We start from the raw sequence: 17,686 nt of genomic DNA, 5'->3' as shown, positions 1-17,686 counted from the left end.
CCTATTTCCTTTTGATCGGCGGCTGCTTTTTCTGCCAGGCCAGCAGTTCAAACACGCCAAAGATGAAGATCTTGGCTTCCTGCCAGTAGCTTATCGGCTGATCTTTCGGCTGGGTGGATTTGAGCAACACCAGTTGCAGCCCGTGCATCACCACCATAAAGAACAGCGCCACGTCGATGAAATACTTCAGCGGCTTGGGAAAAGGGTGAAACAGATTGGAGAGCAGAAAGCCCCATACGCACAGCATCAGCAGGCGGCCCAGATTAATCAGCATTGTTGGTTTTCTCTTGCGAACGAATATAAAGCCGGTAAGCGACCTGACCGGCGACTTTTTCCCGGTGTAATTGCCAGTTGGCCGGCACGTCAGCCGCGGCGCTTTCCGCCTCGGCCTCTACGTAAATCCAGGCCTCATCGGCCAACCAGCCCTGCTGTTCCAGCAGGGTGACGGTTTCTGCCAGCAGCCCTTTGCGGAACGGCGGATCGAGAAACACCACGTCAAACGGCTGGCCGTTGCCCGCCAGCCAGTTCAGCGTGTTGGTGTTGACCACCGTGCCTTTACCCTGCAGCAGCGCCAGGTTTTTCTCCAGCTGCTGCGCCACCGGGCGTTCAAACTCCAGTAGCGTGGCGCTGCCGGCATAGCGTGACAGCGCCTCCAACCCCAATGCGCCGCTGCCGGCAAAACAGTCCAGGCAGCGCGCACCCTGAATGACCGGCGCCAGCCAGTTGAACAGGGTTTCGCGGACGCGGTCGGTGGTCGGGCGCAGCCCCGGGCTGCTAGGCACCGGCAGTTTACGCCCGCGCCATTGGCCGCCGATAATGCGGATCTGCCCGGCCGCGGCCTGGGGCGGTTTTTTTGCCGACGCCCGTGGCGTTAGTCTTGTCATAGGTTTGCTTTATTTCTTTCTTTGGCCGTGAGGCCGCACGAGTTAACGAAAAGTTGCCTCTATTCTACCGGTGAGACGCGCCGGGGGGAACGGTAAAACTTTGTTGCCTGATTTCACAGCGGAAAGCATACCGGATGCGTGTTGCTGCGCGAGGGAAAGTGATAGACTCGGCGGATTATTGTCAGCATAAGCAAGCCTTAGGTACGGAGTAGAGTCATCACATGGCAAAAGATAAGAAACGTGGGTTTTTCTCCTGGCTGGGCTTCGGCCAGAAGGAAGAAGAGCAACCGCAACCTGAACCGTCGGTAGAGCAGACGGAAAATCAGGCCGTGGATACGCCGGCTGAACCGGTTGCCGCCCCGCTGGACGACAAGCTCCCCGCCCAGGAATCTGAACCTGCCGCCTCCGTTGATACCCCAGGGGAATGGGACGGCAGCCTGACCGGCGAGCATATCGCCGAAAGCGTGCCTGCCGTCGCTGAGCATTCCACCCCGGCGCAAGCGTTGGCGGAAGAGGTGGTCACCCTTACCGAACAGGTGGCGGCGCAACAGCAGCCTGAGGTTGAAGAGATCGTTGAGCCGGTCGCGGTCATTGCGCCGGAGCCTGAACTCATTGCACCTGCTGTCGAGCCTGAGCCGATGGTGGAACCTGAACCTGAGATGGTTGAGGCATTGGTTGAGCCAGAGCCAGAGCCAGAAGCAGAATCGGAACCAGAGCCTCTGCCGGCCAGCGTTGCGCTGGAGCCGATGATCATTGCCCCGGCCGTTGTTGAAAGAGAAGAACAAGAGCCTGAGTCGGCGGAAGACGACCTGCCGGCCCCGGCGGTGACTCAAGAGCAGGAACGCCCGACCAAAGAAGGCTTCTTTGCCCGCCTGAAGCGCAGCCTGGTGAAAACCAAGCAGAACCTGGGTTCCGGTTTCATCGGCCTGTTCCGTGGCAAGAAAATCGACGACGATCTGTTTGAAGAGCTGGAAGAACAGCTGCTGATTGCCGACGTCGGCGTGGAAACCACCAGTAAAATCATTACCTCCCTGACTCAGCACGCCAGCCGTAAGCAGTTGAAAGACGCCGAGGCGCTGTACGGCAAGCTGAAGGAGGAAATGTCTGAAATTCTGACTAAAGTTGAACAACCGTTGGATGTGGGCGGTAAAACCCCCTATGTCATTCTGATGGTTGGGGTGAACGGCGTGGGTAAAACCACCACCATCGGCAAGCTGGCTCGTCAGTTCCAGGCGGAAGGCAAATCGGTGATGCTGGCGGCGGGGGACACCTTCCGCGCGGCGGCGGTGGAGCAATTGCAGGTATGGGGCGAGCGCAACCGTATTCCGGTGGTGGCGCAGCATACCGGCGCAGACTCAGCGTCGGTGATCTACGACGCGGTGCAGGCCGCCAAGGCGCGCGGCATCGACGTGCTGCTCGCGGATACCGCCGGCCGCTTGCAGAACAAGGCGCATCTGATGGAAGAGCTGAAGAAGATCGTCCGCGTCATGAAAAAACTGGACGACCAGGCCCCCCATGAGGTTATGCTGACTCTGGATGCCAGCACCGGACAGAATGCTGTCAGCCAGGCGAAATTATTTAATGAAGCCGTGGGCTTAACCGGCATCACGCTGACTAAACTGGACGGTACCGCCAAGGGCGGGGTGATCTTCGCCATTGCCGATCAGTTCGAAATCCCGATTCGCTATATTGGCGTTGGGGAAGGTATCGAAGATTTGCGGCCATTTAAGGCTGACGATTTTATTGAGGCACTTTTTGCCCGAGAGGATTAATACGGATGATTCGCTTTGAACAGGTCAGTAAAGCTTATCTGGGCGGACGGCAAGCGCTGCAGGGGGTAGATTTCCATCTGCGTCCGGCGGAGATGGCGTTTCTGACCGGCCATTCCGGCGCGGGGAAAAGTACCCTGCTGAAACTGATTTGTGGTATCGAACGACCAAGCGCCGGCCATATTTGGTTTGGTGGCCACGACATCAGCCGGTTGAAAAACAGCGAGGTGCCGTTTCTGCGTCGTCAGATCGGCATGATTTTCCAGGATCACCACCTGCTGCTGGATCGCACGGTCTATGACAACGTGGCGATGCCGCTGATCATCGCCGGTGCCAGCACCGAAGACATCCGCCGCCGCGTTTCCGCCGCGCTGGACAAGGTCGGGCTGCTGGATAAAGCGAAAAACTTCCCGATTCAGCTGTCCGGCGGTGAGCAGCAACGCGTGGGCATCGCCCGTGCGGTGGTGAACAAACCGGCGGTGCTGCTGGCGGACGAACCCACCGGTAACCTGGATGATGCGTTGTCGGAGGGCATTCTGCGCCTGTTTGAAGAATTTAACCGTGTTGGCGTTACCGTGCTGATGGCCACGCACGACACCGGGCTTATCGCCCGTCGCAATTACCGCATTCTGAGCCTGAGCCAGGGCCGTATGGCTGGAGGAGCGCATCATGGCGAATAATGCAAAAACCGCCAAGAGCAAGGCGCTGCGCGGCGGCTGGCGTGAACAATGGCGCTATGCCTGGATGAACGCCATCAAGGATATGCTGCGTCAACCGTTGGCGACGCTGCTGACGGTGATGGTGATCGCCATCTCGCTGACGTTGCCGAGCGTGTGTTATATCGTCTGGAAAAACGTCAGCACGGCGGCCACCCAGTGGTATCCGACGCCGCAGCTGACGGTGTATCTGGATAAATCTCTCGATGACGACGCCGCAGTGAAGGTGCTCGACGCCATCAAGGCGGAAGCCGGCGTAGAGAAGGTGAATTACCTGTCGCGCGAAGAGGCCCGGGGCGAATTCCGCAACTGGTCCGGCTTTGGCGGTGCGCTGGATATGCTGGAAGAAAACCCGCTGCCGGCCGTGGCCATCATCACGCCGAAGATGAGCTTCCAGAGCTCGGAAACCCTCAATACCCTGCGCGATCGCGTGGCGGCGGTTCAGGGGGTGGACGAAGTGCGGATGGATGACAGTTGGTTTGCCCGCCTGGCGGCGCTCACCGGGCTGGTTGGCCAGGTGGCGGCGATGATCGGCGTTTTGATGATTGTGGCGGTCTTCCTGGTGATCGGCAACAGCGTGCGTCTGAGCATCTTCAGCCGCCGTGACACCATCAATGTGATGAAGTTGATTGGCGCGACCGACGGCTTCATCCTGCGGCCGTTCCTGAACGGCGGGGCGATGCTCGGCTTTTTCGGCGCTCTGCTGTCGCTGCTGCTCTCCGGGGCGCTGGTGTGGAAACTGGAGTCGGTGGTGACCGGCGTGGCGAAAGTGTTCGGCACCACCTTTACCCTGCATGGGCTGGGGTGGGATGAGGCGCTGTTGCTGCTGATTATCTCCGCGATGATTGGCTGGATCGCCGCCTGGCTGGCGACGGTGCAACATTTACGCCGATTTACACCACAATAACGTTTTTTTGGTATACTCTTCTCCTGCTGCTCCGAGCGTGTTGCGGGAGAAGAGCTACCTGCAGTAAAGCAGGCACCATTCAGTCTCTTCTTAGCGCACAAATTCCCTATCGGTCTCAACCTTCGTCACGTATTGTCATCTGCAATGCGATCGAAAAACAGTGAACTTATAGGGCGGAACACGGTCAAAATTTGCAGCAAAATGTTAGGGTGCCCGGCGTGTGGACCGCTTTTGCAACAGCAACTGCCGTAAAATCAATCTTTTCCCCCGCCGTGAATCATCACCTGCATGACCTGTTTTCTCAAGAGAGGGTTTGAATGACCAAAGAAATGCAAACTTTAGCTTTAGTGCCCCAGGGCAGTTTGGAAGCCTATATCCGGGCCGCCAACACCTATCCGATGCTGACGGCAGAGGAAGAGCGGGAGCTGGCTGAACGGCTGCATTATCAGGGCGATCTGGAAGCCGCTAAGCAGCTGATCCTGTCTCACCTGCGCTTTGTCGCTCATATTGCCCGTAATTACTCTGGTTACGGCCTGCCGCAGGCAGACCTGATTCAGGAAGGTAATATCGGCCTGATGAAAGCTGTACGCCGCTTCAATCCGGAAGTTGGGGTGCGCCTGGTGTCCTTTGCGGTGCATTGGATCAAGGCAGAAATTCACGAATACGTGCTGCGCAACTGGCGTATCGTCAAGGTCGCTACCACCAAAGCACAGCGCAAGCTGTTCTTTAACCTGCGTAAAACCAAGCAGCGTCTGGGCTGGTTCAATCAGGACGAGGTGGAGCTGGTAGCCCGCGAGTTGGGCGTGACCAGCAAAGACGTGCGTGAGATGGAGTCCCGCATGGCGGCGCAGGATATGACCTTCGATCCCACGCCGGACGACGACGCGCGCGACGGTCAGTCGATGGCGCCGGTTCTCTACCTGCAGGACAAAAGCTCGGACTTCGCCGAAGGCATCGAGGAAGATAACTGGGAAAGCAACGCCGCAGACAAACTGGCCTACGCGCTGGAAGGTCTGGACGAGCGCAGCCAGCATATCATCCGCGCCCGCTGGTTGGATGATGACAACAAATCCACTTTGCAGGAGCTGGCCGATCAGTATGGCGTTTCCGCCGAGCGTGTGCGCCAGCTGGAAAAGAACGCCATGAAGAAACTGAAAATGGCGATCGAAGCCTGATCCCGCTTAAGCGTTAAAAAAACCCGTTCAGCAGTGAACGGGTTTTTTTGTGCCTGAAATTCGGCGTTACTGGCCCGCCGCGGCAAAATCCGGTGCCGGGCAGTCGTAGCCAAACTTGCTGGCCCAGGAATAACGGGTCCCGGTGTTGATATAGCGTTGATACAGCGCCTGGCCGGTTTTCGCGTCGCGTTTGATAACCCAGCCGGCGGAATTGCACAGCACGGCAGCATACGCCTGGCTTTTGGGCGGCAACAAATCGGCGGCCTGCTGGGCAAGGGCGACCGCCTGCCAGCGATAATGCAGGAAGCGATTGTCTTGTGCCGGCAGCGCCGCTTTGGCCCGCGCCGCCTCGGCGTTGCTGATCCAACTCTTGTGTTTCAGCTCGCGGGTATCGAAGGCATCCCCCAGATACGAATAACCTGCGCCATAAATGGCGTAATCCGGCGTCATCTCATAACCGGTGAACGTCAGCCCCTGCGTACGCAACAGCGTCGCCGCCTGATAATAGGCCTTGGCCCGCACCGGTTTGTCGGCGGTTTTGTCCTGCGCGGTTTTCAGCGTATCGGCATACCCTTGCGCCACCTGGCGGTAGTTCGGAATATCAAAGTACCCCATCGCCTCCTGGGCCCGCCCGGCGCGCATCAGCCGCCGCGCCAACAGTTCCCGCAATTGGGTATCCGGCGTGATTTGCTGGCCGTTGTACTCATCGGGATTGACGGGTTTCAGCGGCGTTGCCGGCGCCGGTGCATGTTTATCGACGAAGCCTTTCAGTTCGTCGATCGTCAGCACCCGCTCGGCCACGTCGGCGACATCTGCCCAATAAATCTCTTTGCCGCGATACAGAAAATCCATCGCCTGCAGGTAGTCGCCGCGATCCAGGGCAAGGATCGCCTGCTCCCCGGCTACCCGGCACTCGGGCACGATGGTTTCCGGCGTAAAGTCCGCGTTGCGTTGTTCGCCCCAGCTTTCGCTGGCGGGGAAGGCTGCAGCCGCTTTGGCATAGGCGGCGGTCGCGGCTTTAACATCCCCGTCGCGCAGCGCCATCTTGGCGCGCAGCCACCACGCCAGCCCGCTGTCACCGGCATGTTTTAACAGACTGGCCGCCATGGGATATTGCCCGGCGCGATACGCCAGCGCGGCTAGCCGATCGCTGCCGCTGAAACCGCTTTTCACCGAGGCGTTCAGCAGCGTCAGAATTTGGCTGACTATCTGTTTCGAACGGGTGCCGGTGGCGTCGGTATCCGACATTTGCAAATTGCTGCCGCGCGCAAAGAGTTCGATGGTCACCAACTGTTGGATCACCGGATCGCCAATGGCCTGTTTCAGCGCGTCAACATGGTCAGGATTGACCAGATAGCTGGAGATGTACTGCAACGACAACCCACCGTTTTGATCGCCCTGCGCCGCCTGCTGGGCGTACAGTTGTGCCGCCGGGGCGATATTGCCCAACCACAGCTGGATGCGCGCTTGCTGCCCCAGGCTGCTCAGCGCCAGTTGATCGGGATCGGCCGCGCCGGCTTTCACCCGCTCAATCACCTGCTGGAAAGCCGCCAGCGCCTGCTCTAACTGAGGTTTAGCCGGGCGTTTAATCGCTGGAGCCGGTGCGCCGGACTCATTTTCCGGCGTGCCGTGGTCGTCCATCAGAACCCGTCCGAGCGAATACTGCGCCCGCAGTCCCCAGTCGCCCTGTTGTGCTGCGGGCAGGGCCAGGACCTGCTGGAAATACTCTGCGGCACGCGGATCAGCACCGGCAAAGGCCACGGCACCCAGTTGATAAAGGCGTGCGGCGTCTGACAACCCCTGAGAATTGACCGCGTCGGCCTCCTCGACGGTCTTGGCGGCGCGCATTTTGCCGATAATGATTGTCTCCGGTGACAGCGGCATCGGTTTCGGCGGGGTCGCCGGTGGTGGCGCTTTCCACAACGGCAGTTGGTTATCTACCGCGACCAGGCGGCTGGCCTCAAAGGCAAAATTGCCTTCCGGCATATACAGCAGGGTACCGTTGCGATCGGTCAGCAAACGGTTGGGAAAATCCGGCCCGCAGGCGAAACCGTTAATGGGCAGCGCCAGCGCTGAACCGATCAGGGCGGCGAGCGGGAGATACCGGCCGTGGCGGTTGCGTATCGCGCGTGCATCAGGGTATGACAAGAGTGCCTCCTGGCGTCAAGTGTTGGCAGCGCAGCCAGCCCAGCGGCCGGGATTGCCCGGCGCGCAGCTGATCGCCGCTGATGAGGACAAAGCGCTGCCGCTGAGGCCCGCTTTCCAGCCGATAGTTGCCCGCCGCGTCCGCCGCCAGACAGTCCGTGGCGGCGACGGTAATTTCACGAGGCAGCGGGGCATCAACCGGTCCATTATTATGAATTATCAGATCATACAGCCCATTTTGCTGTGGCTGAGGGCTAAATTTTACCTGCCAACTGACGCTGAGCGGCTGTTGCTCGATCACCGCCCGCAGCGTATTGAGCGACCAGGCGCGGCGATCGTCCGCCAACGGCAGCCGGAACCAGATAATGCCGCGCAGATGCGGTGTATCCTGAACGTTTAATTGCCGCAGAAAATCGGCCACCTGTTGCGGCGCCACCGTCAGTTCGCGGGGATTGCCCGCCATGCGCAGTGAGGCTTCGCTCTCGACCTGTGCGCCCTGCGCATCAACGCCCAGCAGGCCCATACCGTAGGCCGGCAGCGCCACCCTGAAAGGTTTGGACGTGATGTTTGCATACTGTTTTACCCAGCGTAGCGCCAGCGGGGCAGCGAACAGCCCCTGCTGCGGCGAGAGCACCGCGTGCACCTGCAACACCGAGCTGTCTGCCTGTTGCAACACGCCGGCCAGCGCCGGTGAGCCGATCCAGGCCGGTAACGCGGTAATGCCGAGTTGTAAGGAGGAAGGCAGCTGTCGGCGCAGCTGTTGCAAGAAATAGCGATAGTCGGGCAGGCGAGCGGTGGCGGCGTCATGATCTATTTCGATGCCGATCACCTGCAACCCAGCGGCCTGCCATTGCTGAGCCTGTTTTATCAGGCGCTGGCGAATAGCCGATGCATCGAGCTGCGCCAGTTGCCCATCTAAACGGGCCACCAGCCACAGCGGGCGGCCATCCTGTTGCAACTGCGGCAGATTGACCGGAATTTCGCGCCAGCCTTCACGCGGATGCGCCTGCGCGCCCAACACGCGCAGGGTGGAGAACAGGTCACGGCTTTGCGCCAGCGCAGTGGCGTGTTGCGGCGTCCAGACCCGTTGCCAGATATAAATCTGGTTGTCCCGGGGCTGCTGTAGCCGCAGCGCCTGGTGACGGCCGCCGAACCAGGCCGTTAACGCCAGCGCCAACAGCAGCAACGCCATCAGCCCGCGTTTCATTTTTGCCAAAGGTCGCCTTGCTGGGTGAAACCGCAGGCGCGCATAAAGTTATCCACTTCACCGCGTTCGCGCGGCGTCAGGCCGGCGGTAGAAAGCTGCCAGTGCGCGACTTGCGGCAGCTGGCGCTGCATATCCTGCACCAGATACAGCCCGACGCCACGACGGCGCGTGACTTCACGCACCAGCAAATCCTGCAGTTGGGCGTTATCGCCATCCAGGGCAATTTTCACTGCACCCAGCAGCCGTTCGTTGAAGCGCGCGGCGAACAGGGCCCGATCGCCGTCCAGCCAGCTCTGCCATTGCTGTGGCTGCTGTTGCGGCCAGATTTTACCGAGGTCGATAAGGTCTTGCGGGGACAGCGTGGTTAATCGCTCAATAGTCAGTTTCATGCAGAATTTCCGAACGGCTAATCGATGCCGACAGTGTAATAGATCTTGCACAGAGCGTTGTGTAAGTTTTTCTGTACGATTACTGCGCAAAATGTTTTTTGCATGACGCATTTTCCGAGTAAATGGATTGTTAATGGATCAATAACCAGCACAACGCGCTGCGCATGATGTGAAACAGCGCAGATTTAATCCGGATTTTATCCTGTTTACACCGCTTGTTTCTGATTGTTCAAGTTGATTTGCAGCAGAAAACTCCTGTTTAATGGTATGAAAAATAAAGTCTTATTAGAAAATATTGCCGAGAAATGACCTAAATCATTATTACTTATGAATAAAAGCAGTAAATAAGGGTTCAGGTGCAGGCAAACACAACAGGTACGTTCACAACGACAGATGGGGATTTGCGAATGAAATTAACAAAAGGTAAGGCGCTGTTGGCGGGTTGTATCGCGATGGCTATCGGTCATTCGGCAATGGCGAAAGACATCAAGGTAGCGATCGTGGGCGCAATGTCCGGCCCGGTCGCGCAGTATGGCGATATGGAGTTCACCGGTGCTCGTCAGGCGATTGCCGATATCAACGCCAAGGGCGGCATCAAGGGCGATAAGCTGGTCGGCGTGGAATACGATGACGCCTGTGACCCGAAACAGGCGGTCGCGGTTGCCAACAAGGTGATTAACGACGGCATTCGCTATGTGATCGGCCACCTGTGCTCGTCCTCGACTCAACCGGCTTCCGATATCTATGAAGACGAAGGCGTGATCATGATTACCCCGGCGGCCACCAACGCCGATCTGACCACCCGTGGTTACAAGATGATCATGCGCACCACCGGGCTGGATTCCGATCAGGGCCCGACCGCGGCGAAATACATCCTCAGCGAAATCAAACCCAAGCGCATTGCCGTGGTTCACGACAAGCAGCAGTATGGCGAAGGCCTGGCGCGCTCGGTGCGCGACAGCCTGAAAAAACAGGGTACCGACGTGGTGATGTTTGAAGGCATCACTGCCGGGGATAAAGATTTCTCCACTCTGGTGGCGCGCCTGAAGAAAGAAAACGTCGATTTCGTTTACTTTGGCGGCTACTACCCGGAAATGGGGCAGATCCTGCGCCAGGCGAAACAGGCGGGCCTGACCACCCGCTTTATGGGGCCAGAGGGCGTGGGCAACTCCTCGCTGTCCAACATTGCCGGTGCCGCCTCGGAAGGCATGCTGGTGACCCTGCCTAAACGTTACGATCAGGTACCTGCCAACAAACCTATTGTGGATGCACTGAAAGCCAAGAAGCTGGATCCGACCGGGCCGTTCGTCTGGACCACTTACGCAGCGCTGCAATCTCTGACTACCGGGATGGAGCGCAGCGGCAGCCAGGAACCGGCCGACATCGTCAAGGATCTGAAAACCGGCAAGCCGGTGGACACCGTGATGGGGCCGCTGAGCTGGGATGAGAAGGGCGATCTGAAAGGTTTCGAGTTCGGCGTATTTGAATGGCATGCAGACGGCACATCAACACCAATCAAATAATATACCCTTCATACTTGAAGCTGCCTCCGTGTTGGCTGCGAGCATTCACCCCAGTCACTTACTTGAGTAAGTTCCTGGGGATTCTTGCTCTTGCCGCCTTGATGCAACTCCAATTATTCTGGGTATACCCCGCGTCTTTCACGTTGCAGCGTTGTTAGTTGTAACGTGAAATTCATTGGGAGTAAGCATCTTTACTGGTTTTCATTCCAGGTTGCTATAAAAGCGAAGCCAAGGGTCAGAGTATGTCAGAGCAGCTCCTCTATTTTGTGCAGCAGATGTTCAACGGCTTAACGTTGGGCAGCACCTATGCATTGATCGCCATCGGTTACACCATGGTCTACGGCATTATCGGCATGATCAACTTCGCCCACGGCGAGGTGTATATGATCGGCAGTTATGTCTCCTTTATTGTTATCGCCGCCCTGATGATGCTCGGTATCGACGTCGGCTGGCTGCTGATTGGCGCCGCGTTTTTGGTGTCGATCGTGATCGCCAGCGCCTACGGCTGGAGCATAGAGCGGGTGGCCTATAAGCCGGTGCGCAACTCCAAGCGTCTGATAGCGCTGATTTCCGCCATCGGCATGTCGATATTCCTGCAAAACTACGTCAGCCTGACGCAGGGCTCGCGCGATCTGGCTCTGCCTAGCCTGGTCACCGGCCAATGGGTGCTGGGCGAAAGCAATGGCTTCGCCGCCACCATCAGCACCATGCAGCTGATTATCTGGGTCGTCACCTTCCTGGCGATGCTGGCGCTGACGCTGTTTATCCGTTATTCCCGCATGGGCCGCGCCTGCCGCGCCTGCGCGGAAGATTTGAAGATGGCCAGCCTGTTGGGCATCAATACCGACCGGGTCATTTCACTGACCTTCGTGATCGGTGCCGTGATGGCGGCGGTGGCCGGCGTGCTGCTTGGCCAGTTCTACGGCGTAATCAACCCGTACATCGGCTTTATGGCCGGCATGAAAGCCTTTACCGCGGCAGTATTGGGCGGCATCGGCAGCATTCCCGGCGCGATGATCGGCGGGCTGGTGCTGGGAGTGGCAGAAGCGCTGACCTCGGCCTACCTGAGCACCGAATATAAAGACGTGGTGTCGTTCGCGTTGCTGATCGTGGTGTTGCTGATCATGCCAACCGGCATCCTTGGGCGGCCGGAGGTTGAGAAGGTATGAAACTCAATCTGCTTAATGCGCTGATAGCCTCGGTGGTGCTGTTTGTGATGGCGTCGTTCCTGATGGGCATGCAACTGAGCCTGGACGGTACCAAGCTGGTGGTCCACGGCGCGGCGGAAGTGCGCTGGATGTGGATCGGCATCGGCTGCGTCATCGTCTTCTTCTTCCAACTGTTGCGCCCGCTGATGCAGCAGGGGCTGAAAAAACTGTCCGGCCCCTCTTTTGTATTACCGAGCTTTGACGGCACCACCCCACGCCAGAAGCTGTTGGCGGCGGCGATTATCGTTGCCGCGATCGCCTGGCCGTTTCTGGTGTCGCGCGGTACGGTGGATATCGCCACCCTGACGTTGATCTACGTGATGCTCGGCCTGGGCCTGAACGTGGTGGTCGGGCTGTCCGGCCTGCTGGTACTGGGTTACGGCGGCTTCTACGCCATCGGCGCCTATACCTACGCGTTGCTGAATCACTATTATGGCCTCGGCTTCTGGGAAAGCCTGCCGTTGGCGGGCATCGTCACCGCCATCTTCGGTTTCCTGCTCGGTTTCCCGGTGCTGCGTTTGCGCGGCGACTACCTGGCGATTGTGACGCTGGGCTTCGGCGAGATCGTACGTATCCTGTTGCTGAACAACACCGAGATCACCGGCGGGCCGAACGGCATCAGCCAGATCCCGAAACCGACCTTTTTCGGGCTGGAGTTTAACCGCAGCGCGCGGGACGGCGGCTGGGATACCTTCCATAATTTCTTCGGCCTGAAATACGATCCGAGCGATCGCATCGTGTTCCTGTATCTGGTGGCGCTGCTGCTGGTGGTGCTGACGCTGTTTGTGATCAACCGCCTGCTGCGTATGCCATTGGGCCGCGCCTGGGAAGCGCTGCGTGAAGATGAAATCGCCTGCCGCTCGCTGGGCCTGAGCCCGACCAAAATCAAACTGACCGCTTTTACCATCAGCGCCGCCTTCGCCGGTTTTGCCGGTACGCTGTTCGCCGCGCGCCAGGGCTTCGTCAGCCCGGAGTCATTCACCTTCGTCGAGTCGGCCTTCGTGCTGGCGATTGTGGTGTTGGGCGGTATGGGGTCGCAGTTCGCGGTGATCCTGGCGGCTATCTTGCTGGTGGTGTCGCGCGAGATGATGCGTGATCTGAACGAATACAGCATGCTGTTGCTGGGTGCATTGATGGTGCTGATGATGATTTGGCGGCCGCAAGGGCTGCTGCCGATGAAGCGCCCGCAGTTGAAGTTGAAAACGGCCGACAAGGGGGAACAGGCATGAGCATGCAACCTCTGTTGAAAGTAGAAGGTCTGTCGATGCGTTTCGGCGGCCTGCTGGCGGTGAATAACGTGGCGCTCGAGTTGAACGAAGGCGAAATTGTTTCGCTGATCGGCCCGAACGGCGCGGGAAAAACCACGGTGTTTAACTGCCTGACCGGTTTTTACCGCCCCACTGGCGGTACCATCAAGCTGCGCGATCGCCATCTGGAAGGGCTGCCTGGCCAGACGATTGCCCGTATGGGCGTGGTGCGCACTTTCCAGCATGTGCGGCTGTTCCGCGAAATGACGGTGATTGAGAACCTGCTGGTCGCCCAGCATCAGCACCTGAAAAGCGGCGTATTCGCCGGGCTGCTGAAAACCCCCGCCTTCCGCCGTGCCGAAGCCGACGCGCTGGAACGCGCTTCCGTATGGCTGCAACGCGTTGGCCTGCTCGAGATGGCTAACCGTTCGGCGGGCAATCTGGCCTACGGCCAGCAGCGGCGGCTGGAGATTGCGCGTTGCATGGTGACACGCCCGGAACTGCTGATGCTGGACGAACCCGCTGCGGGCCTGAACCCGAAGGAAACCGACGAGCTGGACCACTTGATCGTCGAGCTGCGCAACCAGCATAAAGTGTCGGTGCTGCTGATCGAGCACGACATGAAGCTGGTGATGGGCATTTCCGATCGTATCTACGTGGTGAATCAGGGCACGCCGCTGGCGCAGGGCACGCCGGCAGAAATTCGTAACAACCCGGACGTGATCCGGGCGTATTTGGGGGAAGCTTAATGCTGTCATTTAATCAGGTATCCGCCCATTACGGCAAAATCCAGGCGTTGCATCAGGTCAGCCTGAATATCAGGCAGGGCGAGATAGTCACCCTGATCGGCGCCAACGGCGCCGGTAAAACCACGCTGCTCGGCACGCTGTGCGGTGAGCCGCGTGCCACCGAAGGCAGCGTTACCTTCCTCGACCAGGATATTACTCAGTGGCAGACTTCGCGCATTATGCGTGAGGCGGTGGCGATAGTGCCGGAAGGGCGCCGGGTATTCTCGCGCATGACGGTGGAAGAGAATCTGGCGATGGGCGGCTTTTTTGCCGATCGTCACCAGTACCAGCAGCGTATCGAGCGGGTGTTCGGTCTGTTCCCGCGCCTGCTGGAACGTCGCAACCAGCGCTCCGGCACCATGTCCGGCGGTGAACAGCAGATGCTGGCGATCGGCCGCGCGCTGATGAGCCAGCCGAAGCTGTTGTTGCTCGACGAACCCTCCCTCGGGCTGGCGCCGATCATCATCCAGCAGATTTTCGACATTATTCAGCAGCTGCGCGAAGAGGGCATGACCATCTTCCTGGTGGAGCAAAACGCCAATCAGGCGCTGAAATTGGCGGATCGCGGTTATGTACTGGAAAACGGGCGCGTGGTGTTGGAAGATACGGGAGCCGCATTGTTAGCAAACGAAGCAGTTCGCTCCGCCTACCTGGGCGGCTGAAATACCCGTCGTTTTTCAAGCTGCAGCGTTGTTGGCTGCACTCACTCCCCTGTGGGGGCTAATGGGGTCGCCCGAGTAGCTCGGTCGCCGCGTACCCTGCCCCTACAAAATTTATAACGATTACGAGAATAAGAAATGAAGACAGAAGGGTTACTCGCGCAGCGCATCGTCAACGTAAAAAGCTCGGCAATCCGTGAATTGCTCAAGCACAGTAAGATGGAAAACGTCATTTCGCTGGCGGGCGGCATCCCCTCTGATGCCCTGTTTGATTTTGAAGGGCTCAGCATTGCCACCCATCAGGCGATCACCGAGCAGCCAAAAAGCGCCTTCCAGTATGGCCTGACCGAAGGCAGCCCGCTGCTGCGTGAACGCATTTGCGCGCTGTGCGCCGAGCGCGGCGTTGTCGCCACGGCAGAAGAAGTGATGGTGACCGCCGGCTCCCAGCAGGCGTTGGATCTGGTGATGCGCGCTATCGTCAACCCAGGCGACGTGTTTGTGGTGGAGCGCCCGACCTATCTGGCGGCGCTGCAGACGCTGGAGCTGGCGGAAGCCAACATCATGTCGGTGTCATCCGACAGCGACGGCATGGTGGTTGAAGAGCTTGCCGAGCTGCTGAAAACCCAGCGCATCAAGGGCGTGTACGTGGTGCCGAACTTTGGCAACCCAAGCGGCCTCACGCTGAGCGCACCGCGCCGCGAACTGCTGGTGAAACTGGCGGCCGAGCACAACTTCCTGATTATCGAAGATGATCCGTACGGCGAGCTGCGCTTTACCGATGAGCGTAACGCCACGCTGCATCAGGTTTCGCAGCGGGTGCTGGGCCATACCGATAACATTATCTACACCTCGACCTTCTCCAAGATCCTGGCGCCGGGCTTGCGCCTGGGCTGGGCTATTTTGCCTGAGTTCCTGCTGCACAAAGTGGCGATCATCAAACAGGCTGCGGATCTGCACGCCAGCGCGCTGTCGCAGAGCATCGTCGAATGCTACCTGGGTCTGGATCGTCTGCCGGGGCAGATCGAAAAGATCCGCGCCGCCTACAAGCAAAAGGGCGAGATCCTGGCTGCGCTGGTGGAGAAAGAGCTGGGTGATCACATCACCTTTGATATGCCGAAGGGCGGCATGTTCCTGTGGGCGCGTTTCCGTCAGCCGTTCAACGCCACCGAATGGCTGAAAACCACCCTGCAACAGGGCGTGGTGTTCGTGCCGGGGGAATATTTCTTCTCCGATAACCCGGATCGCTCAACCTTCCGTTTGTCGTTCGCCACCGCCACTGAACAACAGATGCAGGAAGCGGTCGCCCGCCTGCGTCGTTCACTGTAATCCCCGCGGCGGCGGGGAGATTCTCCTCGTCGCCGACATCAAACCGCAACCTGCACTTCACTTCTCTGTCACCTTGCTGTCATTTTTTAGTTATTTTTCTGTCATCCGAGCATGGCATGTTAGCTTCCGAACAAAAAACTGATTCTTTTCGCTCACGCGCTTATTGCCCCAAGAGATTTCACGTTGCAGCAACGCGGCTGCGGCTTGAAAGATGCAGGGGATACACCAGCTTTTTTCAGGAGTTAGGCATGCTCACCTACGCTATTCGCAAAACTACGCTGTGCGTCGCGTTGACCCTGGCGGTCAGCACTCAGGCACTGGCGGCGACCGAGATCCCGTTCTGGCATTCGATGGAAGGTGAACTGGGGAAAGAAGTGGATTCCCTGGCGGACCGCTTTAACCAGTCGCATAGCGACGTCAAAATCGTTCCGGTTTATAAAGGCAACTACGAACAGAACCTGGCGGCGGGCATTGCGGCTTACCGTTCCGGCAAGGCACCGGCGATTTTGCAAGTTTACGAAGTGGGCACCGCCACCATGATGGCGAGCAAAGCGATCAAACCGGTGTATCAGGTGTTCAAAGATGCCGGCATCAACTTTGACGAATCGGTGTTCGTGCCGACGGTGGCCGGTTACTACACCGACAACAAGAGCGGCCATTTGCTGTCCCAGCCGTTCAACAGCTCCACCCCGGTGCTGTATTACAACAAGGACGCGTTCAAAAAAGCCGGCCTGAACCCGGATCAGCCGCCAAAAACCTGGCAAGAGCTGGCGGCGGACACCGCCAAACTGCGTGAGGCCGGCATGAAGTGCGGCTACGCCAGCGGCTGGCAGGGCTGGATCCAACTCGAGAACTTCAGCGCCTGGCACGGTGTGCCGTTCGCTACCGAAAACAACGGCTTCGGCGGCGCCAGCGCCAAGCTGGAGTTCAACAAACCTTTGCAGGTCAAACATATCCAGCTGCTGGCGGACATGAACAAGAAGGGTGATTTCACCTACTTCGGCCGTAAAGACGAATCGACCGAGAAGTTCTACAGCGGCGACTGCGCCATCACTACCGCCTCTTCCGGTTCGCTGGCGGACATCAAACACTATGCCAAATTCAACTATGGCGTGGGCATGATGCCATACGACGCCGACGCCAAGAACGCGCCGCAGAACGCCATCATCGGTGGCGCCAGCCTGTGGGTGATGAACGGCAAAGATGCCGCTACCTACAAGGGCGTAGCCGAGTTCCTGCAGTATTTGGCGCAACCGGAAATTGCCGCCGAATGGCACCAGAAAACCGGCTACCTGCCCATTACCACCGCCGCCTACGATCTGACCAAGCAACAGGGCTTCTATGACAAGAACCCGGGCGCCGACGTTGCGACGCGTCAAATGCTGAACAAGCCGCCATTGCCGTTCACCAAGGGCCTGCGTCTGGGCAATATGCCGCAGATCCGCAGCGTGGTGGATGAAGAACTGGAAGGCGTGTGGACCGGCAAGAAAACGCCACAGCAAGCGTTGGACGCTGCCGTACAACGCGGCGATGTATTGCTGCGCCGCTTCGAATCTTCGACGCAATAATCCCATTTGACTACTGCGCTTGCCAGCTTGGGATTGGGCAGTGCTCGGACTCCTCTCGTACTACCTGTACGCTCCGGGTCCTGTGCGCTGTCCGCACCCAATCTGGCGGCGCTCGCTACGTCAACTGGAATTATTGAAGTGATGATTTTGGCTACCGCACTTCACCTCGTTTTGA

The 17,686-nt window shown here is 58.6% G+C and carries 16 protein-coding genes; 11 read left to right on the top strand and 5 right to left on the bottom strand.

Annotated elements, in window-relative coordinates; all coding sequences use genetic code 11:
* Nucleotide 1: 1 nt before the first annotated feature.
* Together JK621_RS15450 and rsmD are read right to left on the bottom strand one after the other, a co-directional pair.
* Entirely contained in the window at nucleotides 2-274 is a 273-nt protein-coding gene (locus tag JK621_RS15450; protein WP_006317223.1) for a DUF1145 family protein, read from the bottom strand.
* Nucleotides 264-884: a 16S rRNA (guanine(966)-N(2))-methyltransferase gene (gene rsmD, locus JK621_RS15445; protein ID WP_212556733.1), complete on the bottom strand. Its 621-nt coding sequence runs from the start codon at nucleotides 882-884 to the stop codon at nucleotides 264-266. Before rsmD ends, JK621_RS15450 begins: the two co-directional genes overlap by 11 nt.
* A gap of 221 nt (nucleotides 885-1,105) precedes the next feature.
* Here rsmD and ftsY point away from each other — a divergent pair, with 221 nt between their 5' ends.
* The 4 genes from ftsY (at nucleotide 1,106) to rpoH (ending at nucleotide 5,451) form a co-directional block, all read left to right on the top strand.
* The gene (ftsY, locus tag JK621_RS15440; protein ID WP_212556732.1) at nucleotides 1,106-2,656 is read left to right on the top strand and encodes a signal recognition particle-docking protein FtsY; all 1,551 of its coding nucleotides are present in this window, start codon (nucleotides 1,106-1,108) and stop codon (nucleotides 2,654-2,656) included.
* Between the two features lie 5 nt (nucleotides 2,657-2,661).
* Nucleotides 2,662-3,333, top strand: a complete 672-nt coding sequence (ftsE, locus tag JK621_RS15435) for a cell division ATP-binding protein FtsE (RefSeq protein WP_004950974.1) — start codon at nucleotides 2,662-2,664, stop codon at nucleotides 3,331-3,333.
* Nucleotides 3,323-4,276, top strand: a complete 954-nt coding sequence (gene ftsX / locus JK621_RS15430) for a permease-like cell division protein FtsX (protein WP_062869231.1) — start codon at nucleotides 3,323-3,325, stop codon at nucleotides 4,274-4,276. Before ftsE ends, ftsX begins: the two co-directional genes overlap by 11 nt.
* A 317-nt stretch (nucleotides 4,277-4,593) precedes the next feature.
* Entirely contained in the window at nucleotides 4,594-5,451 is an 858-nt protein-coding gene (rpoH, locus tag JK621_RS15425) for an RNA polymerase sigma factor RpoH (RefSeq protein WP_004950979.1), read from the top strand.
* A 66-nt stretch (nucleotides 5,452-5,517) separates the two neighbouring features.
* Here rpoH and JK621_RS15420 read toward each other — a convergent pair whose 3' ends face one another.
* From JK621_RS15420 to panM, 3 genes are read right to left on the bottom strand one after another with little or no spacing between them, the layout of a single operon-like run.
* Nucleotides 5,518-7,599, bottom strand: coding sequence for a hypothetical protein (locus JK621_RS15420; protein WP_212556731.1), 2,082 nt, complete (start codon nucleotides 7,597-7,599; stop codon nucleotides 5,518-5,520).
* Entirely contained in the window at nucleotides 7,586-8,803 is a 1,218-nt protein-coding gene (locus tag JK621_RS15415) for a DUF3142 domain-containing protein (RefSeq protein ID WP_212560210.1), read from the bottom strand. Before JK621_RS15415 ends, JK621_RS15420 begins: the two co-directional genes overlap by 14 nt.
* Entirely contained in the window at nucleotides 8,800-9,192 is a 393-nt protein-coding gene (gene panM, locus JK621_RS15410; protein ID WP_212556730.1) for an aspartate 1-decarboxylase autocleavage activator PanM, read from the bottom strand. Before panM ends, JK621_RS15415 begins: the two co-directional genes overlap by 4 nt.
* 407 nt (nucleotides 9,193-9,599) lie before the next feature.
* Here panM and JK621_RS15405 point away from each other — a divergent pair, with 407 nt between their 5' ends.
* The 7 genes from JK621_RS15405 to ugpB all read left to right on the top strand — a co-directional run bounded on the left by JK621_RS15405 (nucleotide 9,600) and on the right by ugpB (nucleotide 17,511).
* Nucleotides 9,600-10,715: a branched-chain amino acid ABC transporter substrate-binding protein gene (locus JK621_RS15405; protein ID WP_004950983.1), complete on the top strand. Its 1,116-nt coding sequence runs from the start codon at nucleotides 9,600-9,602 to the stop codon at nucleotides 10,713-10,715.
* Between the two features lie 242 nt (nucleotides 10,716-10,957).
* Nucleotides 10,958-11,884, top strand: a complete 927-nt coding sequence (livH, locus tag JK621_RS15400; RefSeq protein WP_212556729.1) for a high-affinity branched-chain amino acid ABC transporter permease LivH — start codon at nucleotides 10,958-10,960, stop codon at nucleotides 11,882-11,884.
* Nucleotides 11,881-13,152: a high-affinity branched-chain amino acid ABC transporter permease LivM gene (locus tag JK621_RS15395; protein ID WP_212556728.1), complete on the top strand. Its 1,272-nt coding sequence runs from the start codon at nucleotides 11,881-11,883 to the stop codon at nucleotides 13,150-13,152. The genes livH and JK621_RS15395 overlap by 4 nt, the downstream gene beginning before the upstream one ends.
* Nucleotides 13,149-13,919 carry a high-affinity branched-chain amino acid ABC transporter ATP-binding protein LivG gene (gene livG, locus JK621_RS15390; RefSeq protein ID WP_212556727.1) on the top strand — a complete coding sequence of 257 codons (771 nt, stop codon included), beginning with the start codon at nucleotides 13,149-13,151 and terminating at the stop codon, nucleotides 13,917-13,919. Before JK621_RS15395 ends, livG begins: the two co-directional genes overlap by 4 nt.
* Nucleotides 13,919-14,620 (top strand): high-affinity branched-chain amino acid ABC transporter ATP-binding protein LivF, encoded by a 702-nt coding sequence (gene livF, locus JK621_RS15385; protein WP_065505714.1) that lies wholly within the window; start codon nucleotides 13,919-13,921, stop codon nucleotides 14,618-14,620. The genes livG and livF overlap by 1 nt, the downstream gene beginning before the upstream one ends.
* 135 nt (nucleotides 14,621-14,755) lie before the next feature.
* Nucleotides 14,756-15,943 carry a PLP-dependent aminotransferase family protein gene (locus tag JK621_RS15380; protein WP_212556726.1) on the top strand — a complete coding sequence of 396 codons (1,188 nt, stop codon included), beginning with the start codon at nucleotides 14,756-14,758 and terminating at the stop codon, nucleotides 15,941-15,943.
* A 248-nt stretch (nucleotides 15,944-16,191) separates the two neighbouring features.
* Nucleotides 16,192-17,511, top strand: a complete 1,320-nt coding sequence (gene ugpB, locus JK621_RS15375) for a sn-glycerol-3-phosphate ABC transporter substrate-binding protein UgpB (protein WP_212556725.1) — start codon at nucleotides 16,192-16,194, stop codon at nucleotides 17,509-17,511.
* Nucleotides 17,512-17,686: the final 175 nt, after the last annotated feature.

It is taken from the genome of Serratia plymuthica (assembly GCF_018336935.1).
Taxonomy (GTDB): domain Bacteria; phylum Pseudomonadota; class Gammaproteobacteria; order Enterobacterales; family Enterobacteriaceae; genus Serratia; species Serratia plymuthica_B.
This window is presented reverse-complemented; position numbering and strand designations above follow the sequence as displayed.